Raw genomic sequence first — 20,672 nt, 5'->3', positions numbered from 1 at the left:
CTGTTCAGTTTTCAAAGACCAATACTCAGTTGCTTTATAAGGAGCAACTTTTATATTATATCGTTTCGAGTTTATATTGTCAACAACTTTTTTATTTCATCAGAAGCGACATTTAATATAATATCATCTCTGAATTGCATTGTCAACACTATTTTTTCTTTAAACATTTTATACCAACTAATTTCCTTGTCGATTTTTATATAATAACACCTAACTTACATAAGGTCAATAGAATAAACCTGGTAGATATACCCATTTCAATAAAAAGTCGATCCCTTCATGATGGATCGACCGTCCTTCCTATTTAATAGAAATAATATTAGGTTCTTTTAATTCAACAGGACCTTCTTTTTCAATTACTACCGTTTCTCCTATGTTTAAATTCGTGAAGACAATTGGCGTTATAATTGAAGGAACTCTTTCTTTCAAAAAATCTAAATTTACTTTCATTAAAGGTTGCCCAGCTTCTACACAGTCCCCATCCCTCACTAATGTCTCAAATCCTTCACCTTTTAAATTTACAGAATCAATACCTACATGGATTAAAATTTCTCTTCCAGCATCAGACATTAATCCAATTGCATGCTTAGTAGGGAAGACAATTACTATTTTTCCGTCTACAGGCGATACGATAACACCAGCTTCCGGAACAATAGCAAATCCATCACCCATCGTTTTTTCAGAGAACAGTGGATCAGGCACCTCCGTAATGGGCTTGATTTCCCCTTTAACTGGAGATATATATGATTCATGGATCTCCTTACCCTTAGATTGAAGAACTCCCGGTAACATCTCTTCCGTGTTCTGTCTTACCTCTGCATTTGGGCTTGTTTTTAATTTACGCGGTCTTTTGCCAGATATGATATCCTTCATTTGCGATTTTATGGTATCTGACTTTGGACCAAAGATAACTTGAATATTATTCCCTACCTCAAGAACACCAGTTGCACCTAATTTCTTTAAACGATCCTTTTTTACATTTTTCACATCCGCTACTTGAATACGTAATCTTGTGATACATGCATCAAGGTTTGCAATATTTTTTGTTCCACCCATCGCCTCTAATATGTCGTATGGTAAATCAGAGGTTGGTGCACTTGTAGTTCCCTCTGTTTCCTCTTCTACCTCTTCACGTCCGGGTGTTTTTAGATTGAACTTGCGTATTGCGAAGCGAAATCCAAAATAATAGATGACTGCAAACACTAAACCTACTGGAATCACCCACCACCAGTGTGTTTGTTTATTCAAGACTCCAAACAAAACAAAGTCAATTAAGCCTCCAGAGAAAGTCATCCCAATTTTGACATTTAATAATTGCATCACCATAAAAGATAATCCGGCAAATACAGCATGGATACCAAATAATACAGGTGCAACGAACAAGAAAGAAAACTCAATAGGTTCTGTAATGCCGGTTAAAAAAGATGTTAAGGCGGCAGAACCCATAATACCAGCTACGATTTTTTTTCGTTCAGGTCGCGCTTCATGATAGATTGCTAAAGCAGCTGCAGGAAGACCAAACATCATGAATGGGTATTTACCTGTTTGGAATGTTCCAGCTGTTAAATGTTGAACCCTATCTTTTATTTCTGCCATAAAAATAGCTTGATCACCATGCACAGGTGTTGAAGCACCATGCGGTGTATAAGAACCAAACTCAAACCAAAACGGCGAATACCAAATATGGTGCAAACCGAATGGGATCAATGAACGTTCGATTAATCCAAAGATAAAAGCTGCCAAAGTAGGTTGCGAATTTAACATAAAATTAGAGAAATGATTAAGCCCCACTTGGATAGGCGGCCAAACAACTAACATGATTAATCCTAAAACAACAGCAGAGGCTGCCGTTGCAATCGGCACAAACCGCTTTCCTGCAAAGAATCCTAAATAAGACGGCAATTCAATTTCAAAGAGCTTATTGTACATATATGCTGCCATTAGACCAACAATAATCCCGCCAAACACACCTGTTTGAAGTGTTGGAATCCCTAATACTAATGCATTCGCAGGATTCACGTGATTACCAGTAACATCCCCAAGAGAAAGTCCCTTCGCTACTCCCATCGTAACATTCATAATTAAATACCCTACGATTGCTGCTAATCCAGCTACCCCTTCTCCTCCGGATAATCCAATGGCAACCCCAACCGCAAAAAGCATCGCTAAGTTACTAAAGATTATATCCCCAGCATTGGCCATTACATCCGCTATATGCTTTACCCATACTACATCCAAAAAAGGAGCTACAGCTAAAAGAGTCGGGTTTGTCAACGCTGTACCAACAGCCAGCAAAATACCTGCAGCCGGCAAAATCGCCACCGGAAGCATTAATGCTTTACCGACTTTTTGCAAAACGCCAAATATGTTCTTAAACATAAGCAAAATCTCCATTATTAATTGAAAGTTTTTAAAAAGACACAAAAAAAGCATGAAAAAAGAAGGAGGAAAAAGGTCTGTATCCCTATATCCAATTTCATAGTTCTTTTCTCACGCCTGATTTATTCAGTCAAATCTAATATATCATTAGATGTATTTCTTGGAAGTGGTTACATTTTGTACTATAACTAGACTAACTTATTTTGAATCCTTTGAAGATGCATCGTTAAATATACCGCCTCTGCATCATATACTGGCATTTTCAGCGTTTGTTGCATTATTTTAATTAACTTCCAGGCAAGATTATAGCATAAGGGATATTCTTGCTTTAAAAATAAGGTTAATTTATCCGGTTCTTTAATTTTTTCACCCGTGATAACTCTATCAATTGCATAACGCAGATGCCGAACAAGTCTCATATAGTGAATATCTTCCTTATTTAATTTCATTCTAAATTGGTCTTCAATGGTTTGAATCAATTTTGCCACTAACTGAGAGTATTGATTAACTTCAGATAAGTCCTTATTCGTTACTGCACTATGAATATGCAAAGCGATAAAACCAATTTCTCCCTCAGGCAAAGCAATATTGGCCGAGTTATTGATAAGATCAATCACTTCTTCTGCAATTGCATATTCTGTAGGGTACATCACTTTTGTTTCAACTAAGAAAGGGTTCTTAATGGATAGCCCTCTCATTAGACGATGAATAGAAAACAAAATATGATCGGTTAAGGCAACATGGATATGTTCGTTTAAAATAGAAGCTGTTCGTTTCCGTATTAACTCAATGGCCGAGATAATTACGTTTAGCATTTCTTCATCAATATAAGGCAATAATTTCTTATATTGTTCCTGTTCCTTTTCATTGGTTAAAACAAACATCTTTTCCGCTGACTCTTTCGAGATACTGTCACCCTTTTTACGGTTAAAACCAATCCCCTTACCTATAAGAACAACCTCATCATATATCGGATGCTCCACAATCAACACATTGTTATTTAATGCCTTTTTTATAGTAAATGCTTCCATCCTCATATCTCCCTAGCCATATTCCCTATAAAATTCATGTAGCCTAAGTGTATCGAAAAATTTTGCAGTAATCAATTTTGTTATCTTAAAATCGAAATAAAAAATAGAGCCGCGTATAGAAACACGACTCCTTTGTACAATTTATTTCAAGAAGATGAAGTAAAGCAAAAAGATAACAAAGAAGAAATACATAATTGGATGAATTTCTTTGATTCTTCCTTTTACAATCATTGTAATTGGATAGAAGATAAAGCCAATCGCAATTCCTGTTGCGATACTATAAGATAATGGCATTGCAATCATCGTTAAGAATGCAGGTACCGCTATTTCGAATTTATCCCACTCAATATGTCTTAAGGATGTAACCATTAGAACACCAACAATAATAAGAGCAGGCGCTGTTACTGGCGCCGTTACAACTGATAATAGCGGAAAGAAGAATAAAGAAAGTATAAAGAATGCTGCAGTCACCAATGAAGCAAATCCTGTTCGGGCACCGGCCGCTACACCAGATGTTGACTCTACAAAAGATGTTGTTGTAGATGTTCCAAGTACTGCTCCAACCATAGTAGCAATAGAATCAGACACCAATGCTTTTCCTGCATTCGGAAGCTTATTGTCTTTCATCAAACCTGCTTGGCTAGCTACAGCCACAAGTGTTCCAGCGTTATCAAAGAAATCAACAAATAAAAAGGTAAGAATAACACCAATCATAGTAGTGGACCAGAATGAACTGTCTCCGAATGAGGAGAACACGGCACCAAACGTAGGGCTTACACTAGGAACCTTGTCTACTACTTTATGAGGCACATCGATTAAACCAAAAATCATTCCTACAATCGCTGTAATAATCATTCCATAAAAGACAGCGCCTTTTATATTTCTTGTCATCAGAATGACAGTAATAAAAATTCCGAAGATCGCAAGTAATGTATCGCCATTCGTAAGATCTCCCAATCCAACAAGGGTTGCATCATCGTTCACAATAATTTTTGCATTTTGCAATCCGAGGAAGGTAATAAATAAACCAATTCCCGCTCCGACAGCATGTTTTAGCTGTACTGGAATCGCGTTAATGATTTTTTCACGTAAGCCTGTAAGTGTTAATAGGAAGAAGAAAACTCCGGATATAAGAACTGCTCCGAGTGCATGTTGCCAAGGAATATGACTACCTAACACAACACTGTATGCAAAGAATGCATTTAACCCCATTCCTGGAGCTAATGCTAAAGGGTATTTCGCTAAAAGTCCCATTATTATAGATCCGACTGCAGATGCAATGGCCGTTGCTACGAATACAGAACCTTGATCCATCCTCATCGCATCAGGCAATCCTTTTACACTAGAAAGAGATAAGGTTAATGGATTAATAACAAGAATGTAGGCCATTGCTAAAAAGGTTGTCAAACCGCCCAAAAATTCTTGACGATAACTAGTTCCCAGTTCTCTAAACTGAAAATACTTTTGCATGTGTATTTCCCCCTAAAGTTTTTCATTTTAATATAATGAACGAAAAAACGCTTCGGTATCCACCGAAGCGTTTGACTATAGGCATATGTAAAGATAGAAATAAAACCATTCCTATCACAATTGCCTCGTAGTCAAGCCATTTACGGTAGCTCGGTAGAAACTCTTGGGCCATATTCCCAACATTATACGACACAATATTAAGATCATTAATTAGTACATTTGTATCATACCAACAGCTAATTATTCTGTCAATGAAAAATACGAACGTTTTTATATCTTTTTATAATTACGTTCGTATTTTTTACTTTTAATATTTATTAAGTTTTTACTTACTTAATGTTTAATATGGGAAAAGGGACCGAAAACTCCATCCACTTTAAACCTTATTCCCACTCAATTGTTGCCGGTGGCTTGCTTGTGATGTCATAAACTACGCGGTTTACATGTGCCACTTCGTTTACAATTCTGGTAGAGATGGTTTCTAGTACATCCCACGGAATTCTTGCCCAGTCGGAAGTCATCCCATCAATGGATGTTACAGCACGAATACCGATTGTATAATCATACGTACGGGCATCTCCCATAACACCGACGCTTCTAATATCAGGGAGAACCGTAAAGTATTGCCAAATCTCACGCTCCAGCCCTGCTTTTTTAATCTCTTCTCGCAAGATAAAATCGGATTCCCGAACGATTTCTAATTTATCTTCAGAAATAGCGCCTAAAACACGAATTCCTAAACCAGGACCAGGGAAAGGCTGTCTCCAGACAATTTCATCTGGAATTCCAAGTTCCGTTCCCAGCGCCCTTACTTCATCTTTAAATAATGTATTTAATGGCTCAATGAGAGTAAATTGCATGTCTTCTGGTAAGCCCCCAACATTATGATGGGATTTAATCGTTTGCGCTGTTGCTGTTCCACTTTCAATAATGTCTGTGTAAAGTGTACCTTGGGCAAGAAAATCAATACCTTCAAGCTTTTTAGCCTCGTCGTCGAAGACATAAATGAATTCATTTCCAATTATTTTTCGTTTTTTCTCAGGATCCGAAACTCCTTCAAGTTTCTTTAAGAAGCGGTCTTTAGCATCTACTTTTATGACATTCATATGGAAACCTTCCGCAAATGTCTTCATAACGCTATCTGCTTCCCCTTTACGCAACAGGCCATGGTCCACAAAGATACAAGTTAATTGATCGCCAATGGCTTTATGAATCAACACCGCTACAACAGAGGAATCAACACCACCACTTAACGCACAAAGAACTTTTTTATCGCCGACCGTTTCACGGATTTTTTGCATTTCCAGTTCAATAAAATTCTCCATAGACCAATTTGCTTCACACTCACAAACATGGAATACAAAGTTCTTTAACATATCGTTTCCATATACTGAATGCTGTACTTCCGGATGGAACTGAACAGCATACAAATTCCTGGATGGATCACTCATGGATGCAATTGGGCAAGATGGACTTGTTGCATTTACAGTAAATCCGTCTGGGGTTTCCGTTACCAAGTCCCCATGGCTCATCCAAACTACTTGCTCGGTTGGCAGATTTTCAAAAAGCTTTGATGGTGATTGAATATTAATTTTCGCTTTTCCATATTCACGATGTTTAGCAGGCTCTACCTTTCCACCAAAATGTTTGGTCATCAATTGCATACCATAACAAATCCCTAGAACCGGAATACCCAAATCAAATATTGCATCGTCACATCGGAATGCATTCTCATCATACACACTATTAGGACCACCAGAAAAGATAATGCCTTTTGGATTCATCGCCTTAATTTGTTCAGCCGTCAGTGTATGAGGATGAAGCTCGCTATAAACACCGAATTCACGAATTCTTCTTGTAATTAATTGATTGTATTGGCTGCCAAAATCCAGTACAACGATCATTTCTTGGTTTTGAATGCTTACATTTTCAGTCATTAGGACTATCCTCCATTAATTAGAAAAGTGTATTCTCCTGTTGATCGACATACTTCCTATTGCAGATTCGACGTAAAACCTAAGAAAAACACGATGTGGCTATGAAGACTTGATCGTATCTGCTAGTCGATAGGAGTAGGAACCAGACAAACAGTTATCTTTTTTAATGTTAAATACCTTACAAAAATTTATTCTTCAGTTTCACATTCATACAAAATAAAAAAACTAGAATTTCCGCCTCAAATAATAACAATAGAAGGCAGAATTCTAGTTTTTGAGGAACAACAAAAACACTTAAGACAGTGCGCAATTGCATCTACCTTAATTCAAAAACAATAGAATAAAACTGCCTTCATAGTAAATCATTTACGGTGATTTGTAGAAACTTCTGAACCATATTATCAAAATTATATGAAGTGCAACTTATATTTTGTATCATTGTATAATTGATTGTGGTCTGGGTCAACTGCTTGTCTTTTTAATTAAATTTTCCCATAATTCACGCGTATCTTCCCACTTGATACTTGTTTGACCACCTCTATAAATAACCCTTTCATAATGCTCTGTGAGTAGTCTCATTGCATTGGTTTCAAAGAAGGTGTCTACATGTTTAGCAAACTCTCTTAATGTCTGACCGTTTTGTTTCCGAATTCCATATCTCTCTAATTGCTTCAATAACGATAAATACGCCTTAGAAAAGGTATCTGGATCCTTCTTCCTCCGGTAACGGTATACCAAGTAAAACGGTAACCATTTACTGCGTTTCCAATATATATACCCAACCATTAAAAGAAGCACACCTAGAATCATTACTAAACGCAGCCAATGCAGCTTTATATAATTCCAAATTTTGTTCCACTCCGCTTTAAAGGAGAACTTTTCTGTTGTTGAAGTATTTTGTTGAGATGCTTGCTCCATTTGATTCTTTTGCGGCTGGTTTTTTTTCATTTGATCGTCAGGGGTTGTAGAATTTACAGCCTTGTTTTCCTCATCGTCCTTAAAAATCGCGTTATTGGCAAACCCAACGGTTGGTTCAAAAGGCACCCATCCTACATTCGGAAATAGAACCTCTACCCATGAATGGGCGTTATTATTCGTAACATCATATAATTTATACATTTCATCCACCGTATCCACATAATCTCCACCAGAATATCCTTTAACCCATCGTGCCGGAATCCCAACCGAGCGGAGCAAAACAACCATGGAGGTGGAAAAATTATCACAATATCCTCTTTTTGTTTCAAACAAAAATTGATCCACATAATCTTGATTCTGATTTGGAATAGCGACATTTTTCTGGTCATAGACAAATCCATTCATTTGAAAATATTGTTCTATCGCTTTTGCCTTATCGTATTCATTATCTTTGCTCGCAGTTATTTTCTCAGCCAAGTCACGTACTCTTTGTGGCAATGTGTCCGGCAGCTGCAAAGTCTCACTAGGGTATACAAATTCATGTTGCGGGGGTTCTTTTAAAGCTTTAACACTATATTGTGGAGAGGTATAAATAACGGTATAATCATTCAGTGCCTTTTTAGGATCTTCACTAAAAATATCTATCTTATCCGTTCCAATATTAGTGATAAATCTATCCATCCCACTTTTTCCTACTATTCTTAGTAATCCATATGGATATACAATCGTATAATTATTTCGCTTAAAATGGATATCAGCCTTTTCCTCTTTTACACCTTCTATCATACTGTTAGTTACAGAAGTATTTGCAAGAGAACCAGAGGAAAAAATATCAGTAGACACATTCTCCGTATTTATCCACCCTTTTCCTGTATACGTATCCCTAGTTTCTACCCGCCAATATTGTCTAGAGGGTGCTTTTGCTCTAAAAACAACGGTATTATCCCCTTGAAATGGTCCGCCTAATTGAGAATCATCTGAACGATATCCTACGGTTCTTCCTCCGCCGGAGCCTTTGCCATTATGTTTGTCTTTTCCCACATGCGATTTAATATATGGTACGGGGTCCGGCCAAATAGCGTCTGCTTTCGGAGCAGCCAATGCAAATAGAGTGCATGCACTTATCATGACAGTGAGTGGAACCATCCACCTAAACCAATTATCTTTATTATTTGCTACTCTGTTTTGTTCTGAAATTCTTTTAAAGTGAAGAATACCAAGTAAAATAAAGCCAATAATGATAGTTCGAACGATTGGCCATTCTCCGCGGTAAGGGGTAAATGTGTCTAAGATGGTGATATATATGACGGTCATTACAAAAAAAATAAATACATTCCTTCGTACTGTAAGCCAGTATTTCAAAAGATAGGTAATAAGCCAAAGTAAAATGAAGAATAAAAGACTGCGGAACTCACCTGATAAAAGGTCCCAATTGCCGCTAAAAAGTCTCTTCAAGTTATGGATAAAGTTTCCCCAAAAATCCATCATCCAGCTCCATTTATACAAGGGCTGTTGGTAATACAAATGATGAAGAGATATGAGGATAAAGAAAAACTTCAGTATAATATCAATACCTTTTCTTATCGTAAACAAATAAAGAGCAAAGGACATAAGAATGTACAGTACAAATAAGTAGACATTTCCTGTATCTGTTATTGTCTCTAAAGGTCTGATCCATTCCCACAAGAGAAAGAAACTAAAGACATATAAAATAATAACAAAGCCTTTGTTATCGCGAATCGTTTGTCTCATCTCTGCTTCACCCCCAATAAGGCAGAACGAAAACCTTCATCATAAAGGAATCTCACATATGTCCCGTTTCTTAAAGCCTGATCATGTAAGGCATTTTCTTCATGTGTAACCCTTTCTCCATTCTCTTTTATAACAAAAATAACAACAGACCCTGTTCTTTTTGTAAACTTGTGCGAACTATCTAACAATGATTGGGAAAGGGTTGAGGTTACAATCATGATAGCCGCAGCTTGTTGATAGAATGCCTTATCCCCATCGAGAATGGTGTAAACCGGTGTGTTGCTATCGGCCTTCACCCTTGCGAGATGATAAAATAGCTGATGCTGGTGCTCTTCTCCACCTCGAATAGGAAAGATGGAGTGCTCTTTTCCAACAGAGTAAATACCAATTTGTCCTCCATGTCTAATAATAGTTCTAATAAGGGACGCAGAAAATTTCACCATCGATTCAAAGCTCTTGGACGGTGTCCTATCTAATACAATGGAAATATCATGAGACTGACGTTCCTCAAATTCCTTTGTCTGCATTTCATTCTTTTTCGCCGTAGATTTCCAGTCTATCCATGTAAAGCGATCACCAGGTTGATATTCCCTTACACCGGTTACCATTGTAGAATCATTTTGAAGTCTAATCTGAGAGGCAGAAGCTCCCTGTTCATAGCGGCTTTCAATAGATCGATATACCATATCGATATAGGAAGGATACACAAGAATAGTTTTTGAATCTCGTATAACTCGATTTTTCAAAATCAGCCCCAGAAAATCCCCACTTTTAATGGTAATATCTCCAAAAATATGTTCCCCCCTATGCAAATTTTCAACAGTATAAATAACACTTATTCCCCTCTTAAACCACGGATAAAGAATGAGTTCCTCCGATTTTTCAGTAATTGTTGTATCGTTTTGAATAACAAAAAAGAATAAAGGGAAAGGAACTTTTCTTTCCAGAGAGATTGTAATTTCCAACTTATCTCCAACACTATAGCTATCACCATTAAATGTTCGTTCTACCTTAAAGTCGCTCATAGGATAAAACGCCACAAGCAGTGCATATAGGGCAAATGGAGTAAAACTATAGAACAAAAACCAGCTTACAAAGCCCCCCTGAAACATTGCATAGGAAAAGACAATACCGAGGGTGATGAATAGGAGGACTATTTTCATCCATGTTTTCATTTTCCACTTTATTTTCATTTACTTCACTACCTTTTGAACAGGTACACGAATATATCGAATTACTTCATACACAATATCCTCCGGTGACATTCCTCCATATTTCACTTCAGATTTCAAAATAATGCGGTGTGAAAATACATAAGGTGCAAGATATTGAACATCATCAGGTATGACAAAATCTCTTCCTCTCAAAAAGGCATATGCTTGTGTCGCTTTCATTAAAGCAATAGAACCACGCGGGCTTACCCCCAGATATACATTCCCATGGATTCTCGTTTGATGGGCAATACTGACAATATATTGTTTAATACTATGATCAACATAAACTTCCTTTACCTCATTTTGTAATTCTCTTAATTCCTGAAGAGAGATGACAGATTGCAGACTTTCGATTGGCGCTTGCTTTTCAGCCCTGCTCAATATTTCAATCTCTTCATCTACTTCCGGATAACCCATTTTCATTTTTAATAAGAACCGATCTAGCTGCGCCTCTGGTAAAGGATAGGTACCTTCATATTCGATTGGGTTTTGGGTAGCCATTACAAAGAAAGGTTTATCCAGATACCTTGTAACACCATCAACCGTAACACTGCTTTCTTCCATTCCTTCTAATAAGGCAGACTGTGTTTTCGGTGATGTACGATTAATTTCATCTGCCAGAATAATATTCCCCATAATAGGACCAGGTCTAAATTGGAATTCTAAATCTTTCGGATTAAATATCGAAACACCGATTACATCGGATGGTAATAAGTCAGGTGTAAATTGGATTCTCTTAAATGTTGCATTGACGGATTTTGCTAAGGCACGAACCATCATGGTTTTTCCGACTCCTGGAACATCCTCCAGAAGTACATGCCCTTCTGCCAGTAAAGCAACAAGGCTGAGCTCTGCAACATTTGTTTTTCCTATCATTACTTTTTCAATATTATTCAACACTTGTTTTAACTTTGGATGCATATGATTTGTAGTCATCTTTTACCTCCATGTTCGGGAAATGTGAAATGCTTTGGAAAATTCCTAATATTTAGGCTCTATTTATAGCATACTATGAAATGCCTAGGAGAAAAAGCAGGAAATGGAATTGTATTATAGATTCTTTTTATTCATTCTATTCCCTGGAAATTTTAGGTGACGGTCAAATAAAAAAGAGAGAGCTCATAGGAACTCCCTCCGAAATGTTACTTCCAAAAATCATCAAAAACGTTAATAGGTAAGTGACGCTTATGCTCCGACTTTTTATAAAGGGCTTCAATGGTTTCCTGTGCCTGTTTAGAAACCTCTTTGCCTTCTAAATAATTATCAATATCATCATACGATACTCCCAGAGCACTTTCATCCGGTAATTGTGGACGATCATCTTCAAGATCTGCGGTCGGTGTCTTTAGGTATAAGTGCTCAGGGCAACCTAATTCTTTCAATAACATTTTGCCTTGACGCTTATTTAAGCGGAAAATAGGAACCAGGTCTGCTCCACCATCGCCGTATTTAGTATAAAATCCAGTAATTGCTTCTGCCGAATGATCGGTTCCAAGAACTACACAGTTTTCCATTGCTGCAATACCATATTGCACAACCATTCGTTCTCTTGCCTTAACGTTCCCTTTTTCAAAATCTGAAATCACAATACCAGCTTCTTTAAAAGAATCCTCCAGAGCATCTACAGCTGGTTTTATATTAACCGTTACATCTTTATCTGGCTGGATAAATTGAATGGCATCTTCTACATCTTGTGCATCTTTTTGTACTCCATATGGAAGTCGAACAGCAATAAATTTGTAATCTTGATTGCCTGTCTCTTCCTTCAATTCATTAATAGCGATTTGAGCAAGCTTCCCTGTTAAGGTAGAATCTTGCCCCCCAGATTGTCCCAGTACAAACCCCTTAAAAAAAGGATACTTTCTCAAATAGGCTTTTAAAAAGTCGACACTAGTGCGTATTTCCTCTTTCGGATCAATCGTTGGCTTTACTTTCATTTCTTCTATTATTTGTTTACGCAGACTTTCCATTTTATAACCTCCCGGCGTTTTTAAAATGATTTCGATAAGTCTTTCACATGCTTTTTTACTTCTTCAATGTTTTTAATTTTATTATCCCAACATTTTTGACTTAAGTCCACCGGGTATTCATGAGGGTTAAGCGAACGCTTATATTCTTCCCAGAGAAGTGCCAAACTTTCTTTTGAATATCCTTGAATTTCGTGAAGGGATGGCAGTTCATACACAAATTCACCATTAACAAATATATCATGTAGTAAATTCCTAGCCTCAAAATGAGTCACCACTTTACTGATATATGTGTGAACAGGATGAAACATTTTTAATTCTTTTTGTGAAGGAACATCTTCATCTCGCAAAGCAATATAGTCCCCTTCAGATTTTAAAGTTTCCTTATTAATGATCCTGTACACATTCTTTAATCCAGGTGTGGTTACCTTATGGGCATTACTTGAAATCTTAATGGTATCCTGCATATTTCCATTTTCATCTTCAATGGAAACCATTTTATATACCGCCCCTAGAGCAGGTTGATCATAAGCTGTAATTAGTTTCGTTCCTACGCCCCAAACATCTATTTTCGCACCTTGCGATTTTAAATGTAAAATTGTATATTCATCTAAATCACTGGATGCGACAATTTTTGCATTGGGAAATCCTGCGTTATCCAGCATTTTTCTGGCGGCTTTTGATAAAAAGGCCATATCCCCGCTATCAAGACGAATTCCAATGAAATTAATCTTATCTCCAAATTCCTTTGCTACTCTAATGGCATTTGGAACACCAGATTTTAAGGTATCATACGTATCAACAAGGAATACACAATCCCGGTGACTTTCTGCGTATTTTTTAAATGCTGTATAGTCATCTCGATATGCCTGAACCATCGCATGGGCGTGGGTCCCTGAGACTGGAATTCCGAATCGTTTTCCAGCTCTTACATTGCTGGTTGCATTAAAGCCACCGATAAAGGCTGCCCTTGTCCCCCAAATAGCAGCATCCAGCTCTTGGGCACGCCTTGAACCGAATTCCATAACTGTCTCTTCTCCAACGACATGCTTGATTCTAGCGGCTTTTGTGGCAATTAATGTTTGGAAATTCACAATGTTAAGCAATGCCGTTTCAATAATTTGTGCTTGCGCAAGAGGTGCTTCCACCTGAATCATTGGCTCATTTCCAAAAACTAATTCTCCCTCATGCATCGCTCGGACCGTCCCAGTAAATCGTAGATCCTTTAAGTATTGTAAAAATTCTTCTTCATACCCTATCTCACTTCGCAGATATTCAATATCTTCCTCCGTAAAACGAAACTGATTCAAATATTCAACAATTCTTTCTAACCCAGCAAAAATGGCATACCCATTATCAAATGGAAGCTTTCTAAAGAACACTTCGAAAACAGCTTTCCTTTCATGTATACCATCTTGCCAGTACGTTTTTGCCATATTAATTTGATATAAGTCTGTATGAAGGGTTAAGCTATCATCATTATAAACCCGAACCATCAAACCCCACTCCTTATGCTGCTAAGGCGCCTTTTTCATTATAAATATGTCTAGCTACAGCGCCTATTGGCTAGCAGATTTCTCCGTCTCTTCCCTACGATAATCAACAGCAGGTGAAATTGCACTTCTAATTTCACTNTGGTGAAATTGCACTTCTAATTTCACTTGGTGAAATTGCACTTCTAATTTCACTTGGTGAAATTGCACTTCTAATTTCACTTGGTGAAATTGCATTTCTAATTTCACTTGGTAAAATTGCATTTCTAATTTCACTTGGTGAAATTGGTAGTGCAATTTTCCATAGTTCGTGCACTACCTCACTGTGTTTCCTTTATCTCGAGCCTGCGACTATGAAATCCCTACGCCGATGAGCAAGGCGCCTCCGCTTTACTTATTTAAAGGACATTAGCTCCTAATGTATTTTTAAAATGTTCGAGTGCCCATTCATGGCCGATCTTATTGAAACTTGCAACGGCACTTGAATGAATCACCAACCGAAAACCTTTGTTGTAAGCATCTACAGCTGTGTGAAGGATACAAATATCCGTACATACCCCGCATAGGTGCAGCTCTTCTATTCCGCGTTCTCTTAGTTTTATCTCTAAGTCCGTTCCTGCAAACGCACTATATCTTGTTTTATCCATATAATGTACATTCTCAAGTTTTTTATGTTGATTGTATAAAGACTGTAAGGAACCGTATAGGTCACGGCCGCTTGTTCCTTCTATATTATGCGGTGGAAAAAGATTAGTCTCTGGATGAAGAATATCTCCCTCCTGATGACAGTCCACGGCAAACACAACAAAATCACCACGATCGAGGAACTCTTTTGTCAGTGCCACAACCTTTTCCTCGATGTCTTGCCCTGGTTTGCCACATGTAAGTTTCCCAGCATCCGCAACAAAATCATATGTATAGTCAATATTAATAAGTGCCTTTTTCAACATATAACCCCAACCCCCAAACGGATTAATAAGAACTTGCATTATCATTTTACACTAATTGAAGAAAATAAGAAAAGGGCAAGCGCCTTGCCTATCTGCTAGCAGATAGGAACTAGGGCCAGAAATATATAAAGTAGAATTCAATAATAAGTATTTAACCCAATAACCTATTGAAAATGTGTAAAAAATATTAATAAAATCCGAAATTACTGATATTATAAATGTAAGGATTTTCCCCTTTTCAATATATTCATTTACGTTTATGATAGAAAAAGATTGCTTGCATAATTATTCAGCACTTATATTATTTAATCATCTTAGGGGGTGTGGATGTGAGTAACCAATCTACGAATAAACATCAAACTACTAAACAAACTGAGTTAAAGCGCAGCTTAAAAGCACGGCATTTAACCATGATTTCTCTTGGAGGTTCCATTGGTACCGGATTATTTTTAGGAAGTGGTTCTGCTATTTACTCTGCCGGACCGGGAGGAGCTTTGTTAGCATATATAATCATCGGCGTTATGGTTTATTTTATTATGACTGGTCTTGCAGAGTTAGCGGCATTTATGCCGACTAGCGGGGCTTTCAGCACATATGCCACAAAATTTATCGATCCTGCACTCGGATTTGCGTTAGGATGGAATTACTGGTATAGCTGGGCCATTACCCTTGCAGCAGAGCTTTCCGCTTCTACCCTTGTAATGAAATTCTGGTTCCCCCATAGCCCGTCATGGTTATGGAGCGGCATTTTCATCATCATCATTTTTGGATTGAATATATTATCTGTTAAAGGCTATGGCGAAGGAGAGTATTGGTTTTCCTTTATTAAAGTAGCCACAATCATTATCTTTATTGTTGTGGGTCTTTTGATGATAATTGGAATTATGAATGGTGGACATGCCATTGGATTTAAGAACTTCACTGTAAAAGATGCACCTTTTCACGGAGGATTCTTGGCAGTATTAGGTGTCTTCCTTACAGCAGGGTTCTCTTTCCAAGGTACGGAAATCATTGGGGTGGCAGCAGGTGAGAGCGAAAATCCTAGTGTCAGTGTTCCAAAAGCTACTCGCAGTATTTTCTGGCGCATTCTATTATTTTATGTTCTAGCGATATTCGTTATCGGGCTCATTATTCCTTATACAACAGAAAGTTTGCAAAGCGATGATATTATGGTGAGTCCTTTTACCTTAGTATTTAAAAAAGCCGGTCTAGCGTTCGCAGCATCTGTTATGAATGCGGTCATCTTAACAGCCGTATTATCAGCCGGAAACTCCAGTTTATATGCTTCGACCCGAATTTTGTATGCCATGGCTCGCGAAGGACAAGCGCCTCGCTTCTTAGGTAAGTTAAACAAACGAGGAATTCCAGTTCCCGCCCTTATCATTACAACTATTGTCGGAATGCTTGCTTTTCTTGCTTCCATTTATGGAGATGGAGCTATTTATATATGGCTATTAAATGCAGCTGGTGTAACAGGGTTTATTTTTTGGCTCGGGATTGCAGTAAGCCATTATCGGTTCAGGAAGGCTTTTGTTGCACAAGGTCATTCCCTAGATCAGCTCCCATACCGTGCTAAGTTCTATCCATTTGGACCGATTCTTGCCTTTGTGGTTTGTCTAATCGTTATTCTAGCCCAAGACTACCAAGCATTTTTAGGTGAAAAAATCGATTGGATGGGAGCAGTCGCAGCATATTTAGGTATCCCACTATTTTTAGTAATGTGGTTTGGGTATAAATTTATAAAGAAAACAAAGGTTGTACCTTTAGAAGAATGTGAATTTGATATCGAGAAGTAAAAAGTTGGAAGAAGAGCATGAATTGCTCTTCTTTTTTTGTGTGTATGGTACAATTTCTGTGTTTATTTGTCCAATCGAAGCCCCACAGTTTGTAGGTCTATGGACAGGCGCTTTCGCTTTTTGTATTTGTGAACATTTTGTTTCTCATTGAATTATCATTTTTCTTTCATGAAACTTTAGGATTTGCGTATTAAGATATAAATAGTCTTACAGACAAGCAGCAGCAAAATACTAACTAGACTCTTCCCCCCAAAAAGATGTCTAGTACCTCCTTTATTGTGCCGGCCGTTGTGCCGGTTTTTTATTTGCGATTTTTTTTATTGGCAGAGTTATTGAGATTCCCGCGAGAATTAATCGAACAAATTTCCTCTTAAACAAAACTAATAAAAGCCAAAAGAAAGCTAATAAAAAATATGATTGAATAGCTTTTGCATTTTTAAAAAGAACGGTTTATTTATTAGGTGCAATATAGACCATCTTCCTTTGCCTTCTTATTTCTACTTTTCGTTAGCTTCAATGCCAATTTCAAGTCGTTTATTTTGGTCTACTAATTCCATTAAGCCGTTTACCAAAAAGTCATTGGGGTCTTTTTTATGGAACTTGTACGAGGGCTGTTCAATATTTTTAATATCACACCCATATTTCTTCAACTCTCGTTGTATCAACATCTTTACAATATTTGACCGCCATAATCGGCTTGTGTTGAGCTCCACCACAAAATCAACTTGGACAGACAAAAGGTGAGCCAACATTTCCTATAAGCCCACCCGTCAAATTCTAATGCTTCTTCATTCAGTCTGGCTCCACAAATTCCTTCATCTCTAAAATTGTGTATCAAGTACATGCCGTGTTCTTGACGGTATGCTTTGATTTCATCTCCTTGATACTTCAAGCTGTATCCATCTCTTGCTTGCCCTTGGGTCGAGACTCGTATAAATCCGACAACCTTCAACTTTGACCTGCCGTTACAGAAATTACAATTTATATAACGCTTTTTAACGACTAGCGAGTATTATACGACCGTCTCTTGTAAAAATACAACCCCATTTTTGTCTGCCCTGTTGCTAAACTAGTAACCTTCCTACATAACTTACCTTTTATCGCCACGAGCTTTGTCAATCTCGTTAGTTTGTCAACCATTCCATATCATAACTATTCCTGCCATGTAAAATGTCATCTCGCCTGCTTTAGTACTTTTCGTGGTTTCCAAGTATTAAAACATAATACCTTGATGGTCAACAATCATGAGTTTTGAATCTCATTTAAGCATTTTAATCATCTAGGTAAAAATACTTTTTAAAAAACAAAAGCACATGTTACCTAAAAGGAAATCAAGTGCTTTTTCTATGCATTATAGGGATTCCTGCAACTATATTGAATGTAAACATCCTTTTGAATTTTTAACTCTAACCAAAAAAGTTCACAAAATCATAGAGTAAATAGTTAATTCCGAATTTGTAATCTTCTTAAAACGTCTGTCCGTAAATCAGTCGCAATATTCCCATTCTTATAATCTTCCAAGAAAAAATTTATTTTTTGAATATAACGATCTGCATTCTCTATACTTCTTTCAAAACAGTCCATAAAATGGTCTACTAAAGTATCATCAACTAAAGCAATTGGTTCTGGATAATATTTGACACCTTCTCTTTCAAATGCTTTTCTACTAGTATAAGCAACTGCATCAATAATACAGTTCCAAGCTTCAACATCTTTTTCATTATCTGACATCTCTTGAATTATAGTTATACCATTTTCCTCATTATCCAATAATTCATAAAGAATATCCCCTATATTTTCTTTATCCTTTACCCATTCCCAACATCTATATATAACTTCCTGAGCTAAAATTTGATCTTCCTTTTGTGATAATACCGATATCACTTTTTCAGAAAGTCCAAGAAAAAATATTACTTTACCTTCTTCTGTTAAACTACCGTAGTTTATATTTATCATAATAACCTCCAACTAATCAATAAATTTTCCATTTTTTATCTTCAGATTAAGTCTACCAGTTACTTTAACGCTTTCATCAATTTCTGATGTTACTTCGATAATTAGATTAGGATATTTTAAACTTAATTGCTTTAACACACCAGGTGGAACTTTATCGTTTGCAAGTCCTTGATCCAATGTCGTCCAAAGTTAAAATTTCTAACAAAAAAACAAAAACACCTGTTGCCTAATAAGGCAATCAAGTGCTTATAGTTAATTCTGTAACATAATCTTGAACATTACTGAACTGGTCCCATAAATTCAGTAATAATAAGAATATGTTCCTTCAATTTTACTTTCTTTAGGTTCTCAACTTTTTCTGCTCCACCTAAACCTAATAGAGGTGTATAGCCGAAGCACTCATCATAATCCAACTCACCATATTGTTTAAGGGCTTCGGGGTAAGGTTGCCAAGACAAATCTTCATCTTTAAATTCCAAATCATTAATATTTTGAAAGAAAAATTCAAATGTAAACATAATTGTCTTTACCACACCGTACCTGTAATTAAGTAGTCTAACATATCCATCTGACCAAATAACTAGGTCACCCATACCTGTAGCAAACAACACCACTGAATCCTTGTATCTTTGACTACTCTCCTCCAAAATCTCTTTAAATTCCTCTGGATTTACACTTTTAAAATACCCTTGCATAAATGTACCAAATCCATAATTACTCCATAAATCTATAATTTCATTTGGTACCAGTTGCCTATATTTTTCAATGATTTCACTGGGAACTTTATTATGCAATTTAAAATCTTTTAAGTATTTTTCCATTTAAACTCCTCCCACTAATGTGTTAATTTCACATTCAAATAAGTATTTTTTAGTTGTTCTGGTGTCATACTTTTTGCTAATTCCTTGATTTGTTCATCAACAATATCAATCCTATACCGCCATTGACTACCTATTGATGAATTAATTCTCTTATCTCCCAAACCTCCTATTACTTCTGCCTTTCCTCCCGCTATCTGGTCTGGGTTGTGCAGTGCAGCTTGAGTATTTAACCACTCCTTAGCTATTTTCTTAGCTTTCGATAACGTTAATCCTTCTCTTTGTAGTTCATTTATCTTTTGTACATAAGCTTCTTCCCTAGCAGCTTGTTGTGCAGCGTTACCTTCAATTGCACGCCCTTGTTCAATATACTTCTCACGATTTTTTAAATACTCATCAACTGTAAGTTCATTCATACCTTTTTCTTGGTCTTTTAATTGTCTTGCAAACTCTTCGGAGTCATGTTTAACATTTCTTTTAAAGTTGACTTCAATTTCTTTTATTGTAGGTACATCATCTAAATGCTTTACATTACCCGTACCCTTAATACCCCCAGGGTTAATTCCCTCAAACCTACTAAAGAAATCCTTGAGACTATTCTCCACCGCATGAGTATTCTCCGCAGGAATATTTATCTTGTGGCCTGTCGATGTCAACATTACTCGTTTTTCTGAAGGGATTAGGCTTTTCATTCCTGTGATTGCATTATCGACTAATTGTCCTGCTTCTATTGTATCTCTAACAACTTTATTTTTCACTATGTTAGAGAAATCTTGCACAGCGGCTTGGGCGCGTTTCAAGCGTGGGATGGATTGCTCTCCAGTCGCCTTCACTAAGTTATGGATTTGATTGAGTTCTCCTTTTAGCTTCGCTCCTGTCCTTAATCCTAACGCTCCCACATCCTCCCCAAGATGCGCCACTCGCACTGCGCTGCTGAATTTCGATACCCCGCTTACTCCTGGAACAATATCCAGAGGAGCCAATACTCCTC

Annotated in this window: 14 protein-coding genes, 1 pseudogene and 2 riboswitches; of the genes and pseudogenes, 1 reads left to right on the top strand and 14 read right to left on the bottom strand. The window is 37.0% G+C overall.

The genetic code is table 11. The annotated features are described in order from the left end of the window. Positions 1-300: 300 nt before the first annotated feature. The 10 genes from ptsG to CWO92_RS23745 form a co-directional block, all read right to left on the bottom strand. Positions 301-2,379 (bottom strand): glucose-specific PTS transporter subunit IIBC, encoded by a 2,079-nt coding sequence (gene ptsG, locus CWO92_RS23795; protein ID WP_101356681.1) that lies wholly within the window; start codon positions 2,377-2,379, stop codon positions 301-303. Positions 2,380-2,567: 188 nt separating this feature from the next. Continuing rightward, positions 2,568-3,410, bottom strand: a complete 843-nt coding sequence (gene glcT, locus CWO92_RS23790; protein WP_101356680.1) for a glucose PTS transporter transcription antiterminator GlcT — start codon at positions 3,408-3,410, stop codon at positions 2,568-2,570. Positions 3,411-3,551: 141 nt separating this feature from the next. Beyond that, positions 3,552-4,880: an NCS2 family permease gene (locus CWO92_RS23785; RefSeq protein WP_101356679.1), complete on the bottom strand. Its 1,329-nt coding sequence runs from the start codon at positions 4,878-4,880 to the stop codon at positions 3,552-3,554. Positions 4,881-4,988: 108 nt separating this feature from the next. Beyond that, positions 4,989-5,090: riboswitch (purine riboswitch) on the bottom strand. Positions 5,091-5,263: 173 nt separating this feature from the next. Further along, positions 5,264-6,817, bottom strand: coding sequence for a glutamine-hydrolyzing GMP synthase (gene guaA / locus CWO92_RS23780; protein WP_101356678.1), 1,554 nt, complete (start codon positions 6,815-6,817; stop codon positions 5,264-5,266). A 335-nt stretch (positions 6,818-7,152) separates the two neighbouring features. Further along, positions 7,153-7,252: riboswitch (purine riboswitch) on the bottom strand. Positions 7,253-7,279: 27 nt separating this feature from the next. Further along, positions 7,280-9,487 (bottom strand): transglutaminase TgpA family protein, encoded by a 2,208-nt coding sequence (locus CWO92_RS23775; protein WP_101356677.1) that lies wholly within the window; start codon positions 9,485-9,487, stop codon positions 7,280-7,282. Then, the gene (locus CWO92_RS23770) at positions 9,484-10,680 is read right to left on the bottom strand and encodes a DUF58 domain-containing protein (RefSeq protein ID WP_101356676.1); all 1,197 of its coding nucleotides are present in this window, start codon (positions 10,678-10,680) and stop codon (positions 9,484-9,486) included. The genes CWO92_RS23775 and CWO92_RS23770 overlap by 4 nt, the downstream gene beginning before the upstream one ends. Continuing rightward, positions 10,681-11,637 carry an AAA family ATPase gene (locus CWO92_RS23765; protein WP_101356675.1) on the bottom strand — a complete coding sequence of 319 codons (957 nt, stop codon included), beginning with the start codon at positions 11,635-11,637 and terminating at the stop codon, positions 10,681-10,683. It lies immediately after the preceding gene. 206 nt (positions 11,638-11,843) lie between these two features. Then, entirely contained in the window at positions 11,844-12,671 is an 828-nt protein-coding gene (gene nadE / locus CWO92_RS23760) for an NAD(+) synthase (protein WP_101356674.1), read from the bottom strand. A gap of 20 nt (positions 12,672-12,691) precedes the next feature. Next, entirely contained in the window at positions 12,692-14,164 is a 1,473-nt protein-coding gene (locus CWO92_RS23755; RefSeq protein ID WP_101356673.1) for a nicotinate phosphoribosyltransferase, read from the bottom strand. Positions 14,165-14,559: 395 nt separating this feature from the next. Next, positions 14,560-15,111, bottom strand: a complete 552-nt coding sequence (locus tag CWO92_RS23745; protein ID WP_101356671.1) for a cysteine hydrolase family protein — start codon at positions 15,109-15,111, stop codon at positions 14,560-14,562. A 410-nt stretch (positions 15,112-15,521) separates the two neighbouring features. Here CWO92_RS23745 and CWO92_RS23740 point away from each other — a divergent pair, with 410 nt between their 5' ends. Then, complete coding sequence (locus CWO92_RS23740) at positions 15,522-16,907, top strand: amino acid permease (protein WP_101356683.1); 1,386 nt, start codon at positions 15,522-15,524, stop codon at positions 16,905-16,907. A 472-nt stretch (positions 16,908-17,379) separates the two neighbouring features. Here the strand turns inward: CWO92_RS23740 and CWO92_RS23735 are convergent. From CWO92_RS23735 to CWO92_RS26710, 4 genes and pseudogenes are all read right to left on the bottom strand, one after another. Continuing rightward, positions 17,380-17,859: pseudogene (locus CWO92_RS23735) on the bottom strand (recombinase family protein); the annotation flags it as partial. A 491-nt stretch (positions 17,860-18,350) separates the two neighbouring features. Further along, positions 18,351-18,863: an Imm6 family immunity protein gene (locus CWO92_RS23730; RefSeq protein ID WP_101356670.1), complete on the bottom strand. Its 513-nt coding sequence runs from the start codon at positions 18,861-18,863 to the stop codon at positions 18,351-18,353. A gap of 278 nt (positions 18,864-19,141) precedes the next feature. Then, positions 19,142-19,684 carry a T6SS immunity protein Tdi1 domain-containing protein gene (locus tag CWO92_RS23725; protein ID WP_101356669.1) on the bottom strand — a complete coding sequence of 181 codons (543 nt, stop codon included), beginning with the start codon at positions 19,682-19,684 and terminating at the stop codon, positions 19,142-19,144. Between the two features lie 14 nt (positions 19,685-19,698). After that, positions 19,699-20,175 carry a polymorphic toxin type 15 domain-containing protein gene (locus CWO92_RS26710; RefSeq protein WP_101356682.1) on the bottom strand — a complete coding sequence of 159 codons (477 nt, stop codon included), beginning with the start codon at positions 20,173-20,175 and terminating at the stop codon, positions 19,699-19,701. Positions 20,176-20,672: the final 497 nt, after the last annotated feature.

The organism is Heyndrickxia camelliae (genome assembly GCF_002844575.1).
GTDB lineage: Bacteria > Bacillota > Bacilli > Bacillales > Bacillaceae_C > Margalitia > Margalitia camelliae.
Note: the sequence above shows the minus strand (reverse complement) of the source record. Positions and strands in the feature narration are given on the sequence as shown.

What these genes read in the sequence shown, in the direction of transcription:
- CWO92_RS23785 (WP_101356679.1), bottom strand. Translation starts at nt 4,880, where the DNA reads ATGCAAAAGTATTTTCAGTTTAGAGAACTGGGAACTAGTTATCGTCAA.
- nadE (WP_101356674.1), bottom strand. Translation starts at nt 12,671, where the DNA reads ATGGAAAGTCTGCGTAAACAAATAATAGAAGAAATGAAAGTAAAGCCA.
- CWO92_RS23725 (WP_101356669.1), bottom strand. Translation starts at nt 19,684, where the DNA reads ATGGAAAAATACTTAAAAGATTTTAAATTGCATAATAAAGTTCCCAGT.
- CWO92_RS23730 (WP_101356670.1), bottom strand. Translation starts at nt 18,863, where the DNA reads ATGATAAATATAAACTACGGTAGTTTAACAGAAGAAGGTAAAGTAATA.
- glcT (WP_101356680.1), bottom strand. Translation starts at nt 3,410, where the DNA reads ATGGAAGCATTTACTATAAAAAAGGCATTAAATAACAATGTGTTGATT.
- CWO92_RS23755 (WP_101356673.1), bottom strand. Translation starts at nt 14,164, where the DNA reads ATGGTTCGGGTTTATAATGATGATAGCTTAACCCTTCATACAGACTTA.
- CWO92_RS23745 (WP_101356671.1), bottom strand. Translation starts at nt 15,111, where the DNA reads ATGTTGAAAAAGGCACTTATTAATATTGACTATACATATGATTTTGTT.
- ptsG (WP_101356681.1), bottom strand. Translation starts at nt 2,379, where the DNA reads ATGTTTAAGAACATATTTGGCGTTTTGCAAAAAGTCGGTAAAGCATTA.
- guaA (WP_101356678.1), bottom strand. Translation starts at nt 6,817, where the DNA reads ATGACTGAAAATGTAAGCATTCAAAACCAAGAAATGATCGTTGTACTG.
- CWO92_RS23775 (WP_101356677.1), bottom strand. Translation starts at nt 9,487, where the DNA reads ATGAGACAAACGATTCGCGATAACAAAGGCTTTGTTATTATTTTATAT.
- CWO92_RS23770 (WP_101356676.1), bottom strand. Translation starts at nt 10,680, where the DNA reads ATGAAAATAAAGTGGAAAATGAAAACATGGATGAAAATAGTCCTCCTA.
- CWO92_RS23765 (WP_101356675.1), bottom strand. Translation starts at nt 11,637, where the DNA reads ATGACTACAAATCATATGCATCCAAAGTTAAAACAAGTGTTGAATAAT.
- CWO92_RS23740 (WP_101356683.1), top strand. Translation starts at nt 15,522, where the DNA reads ATGATTTCTCTTGGAGGTTCCATTGGTACCGGATTATTTTTAGGAAGT.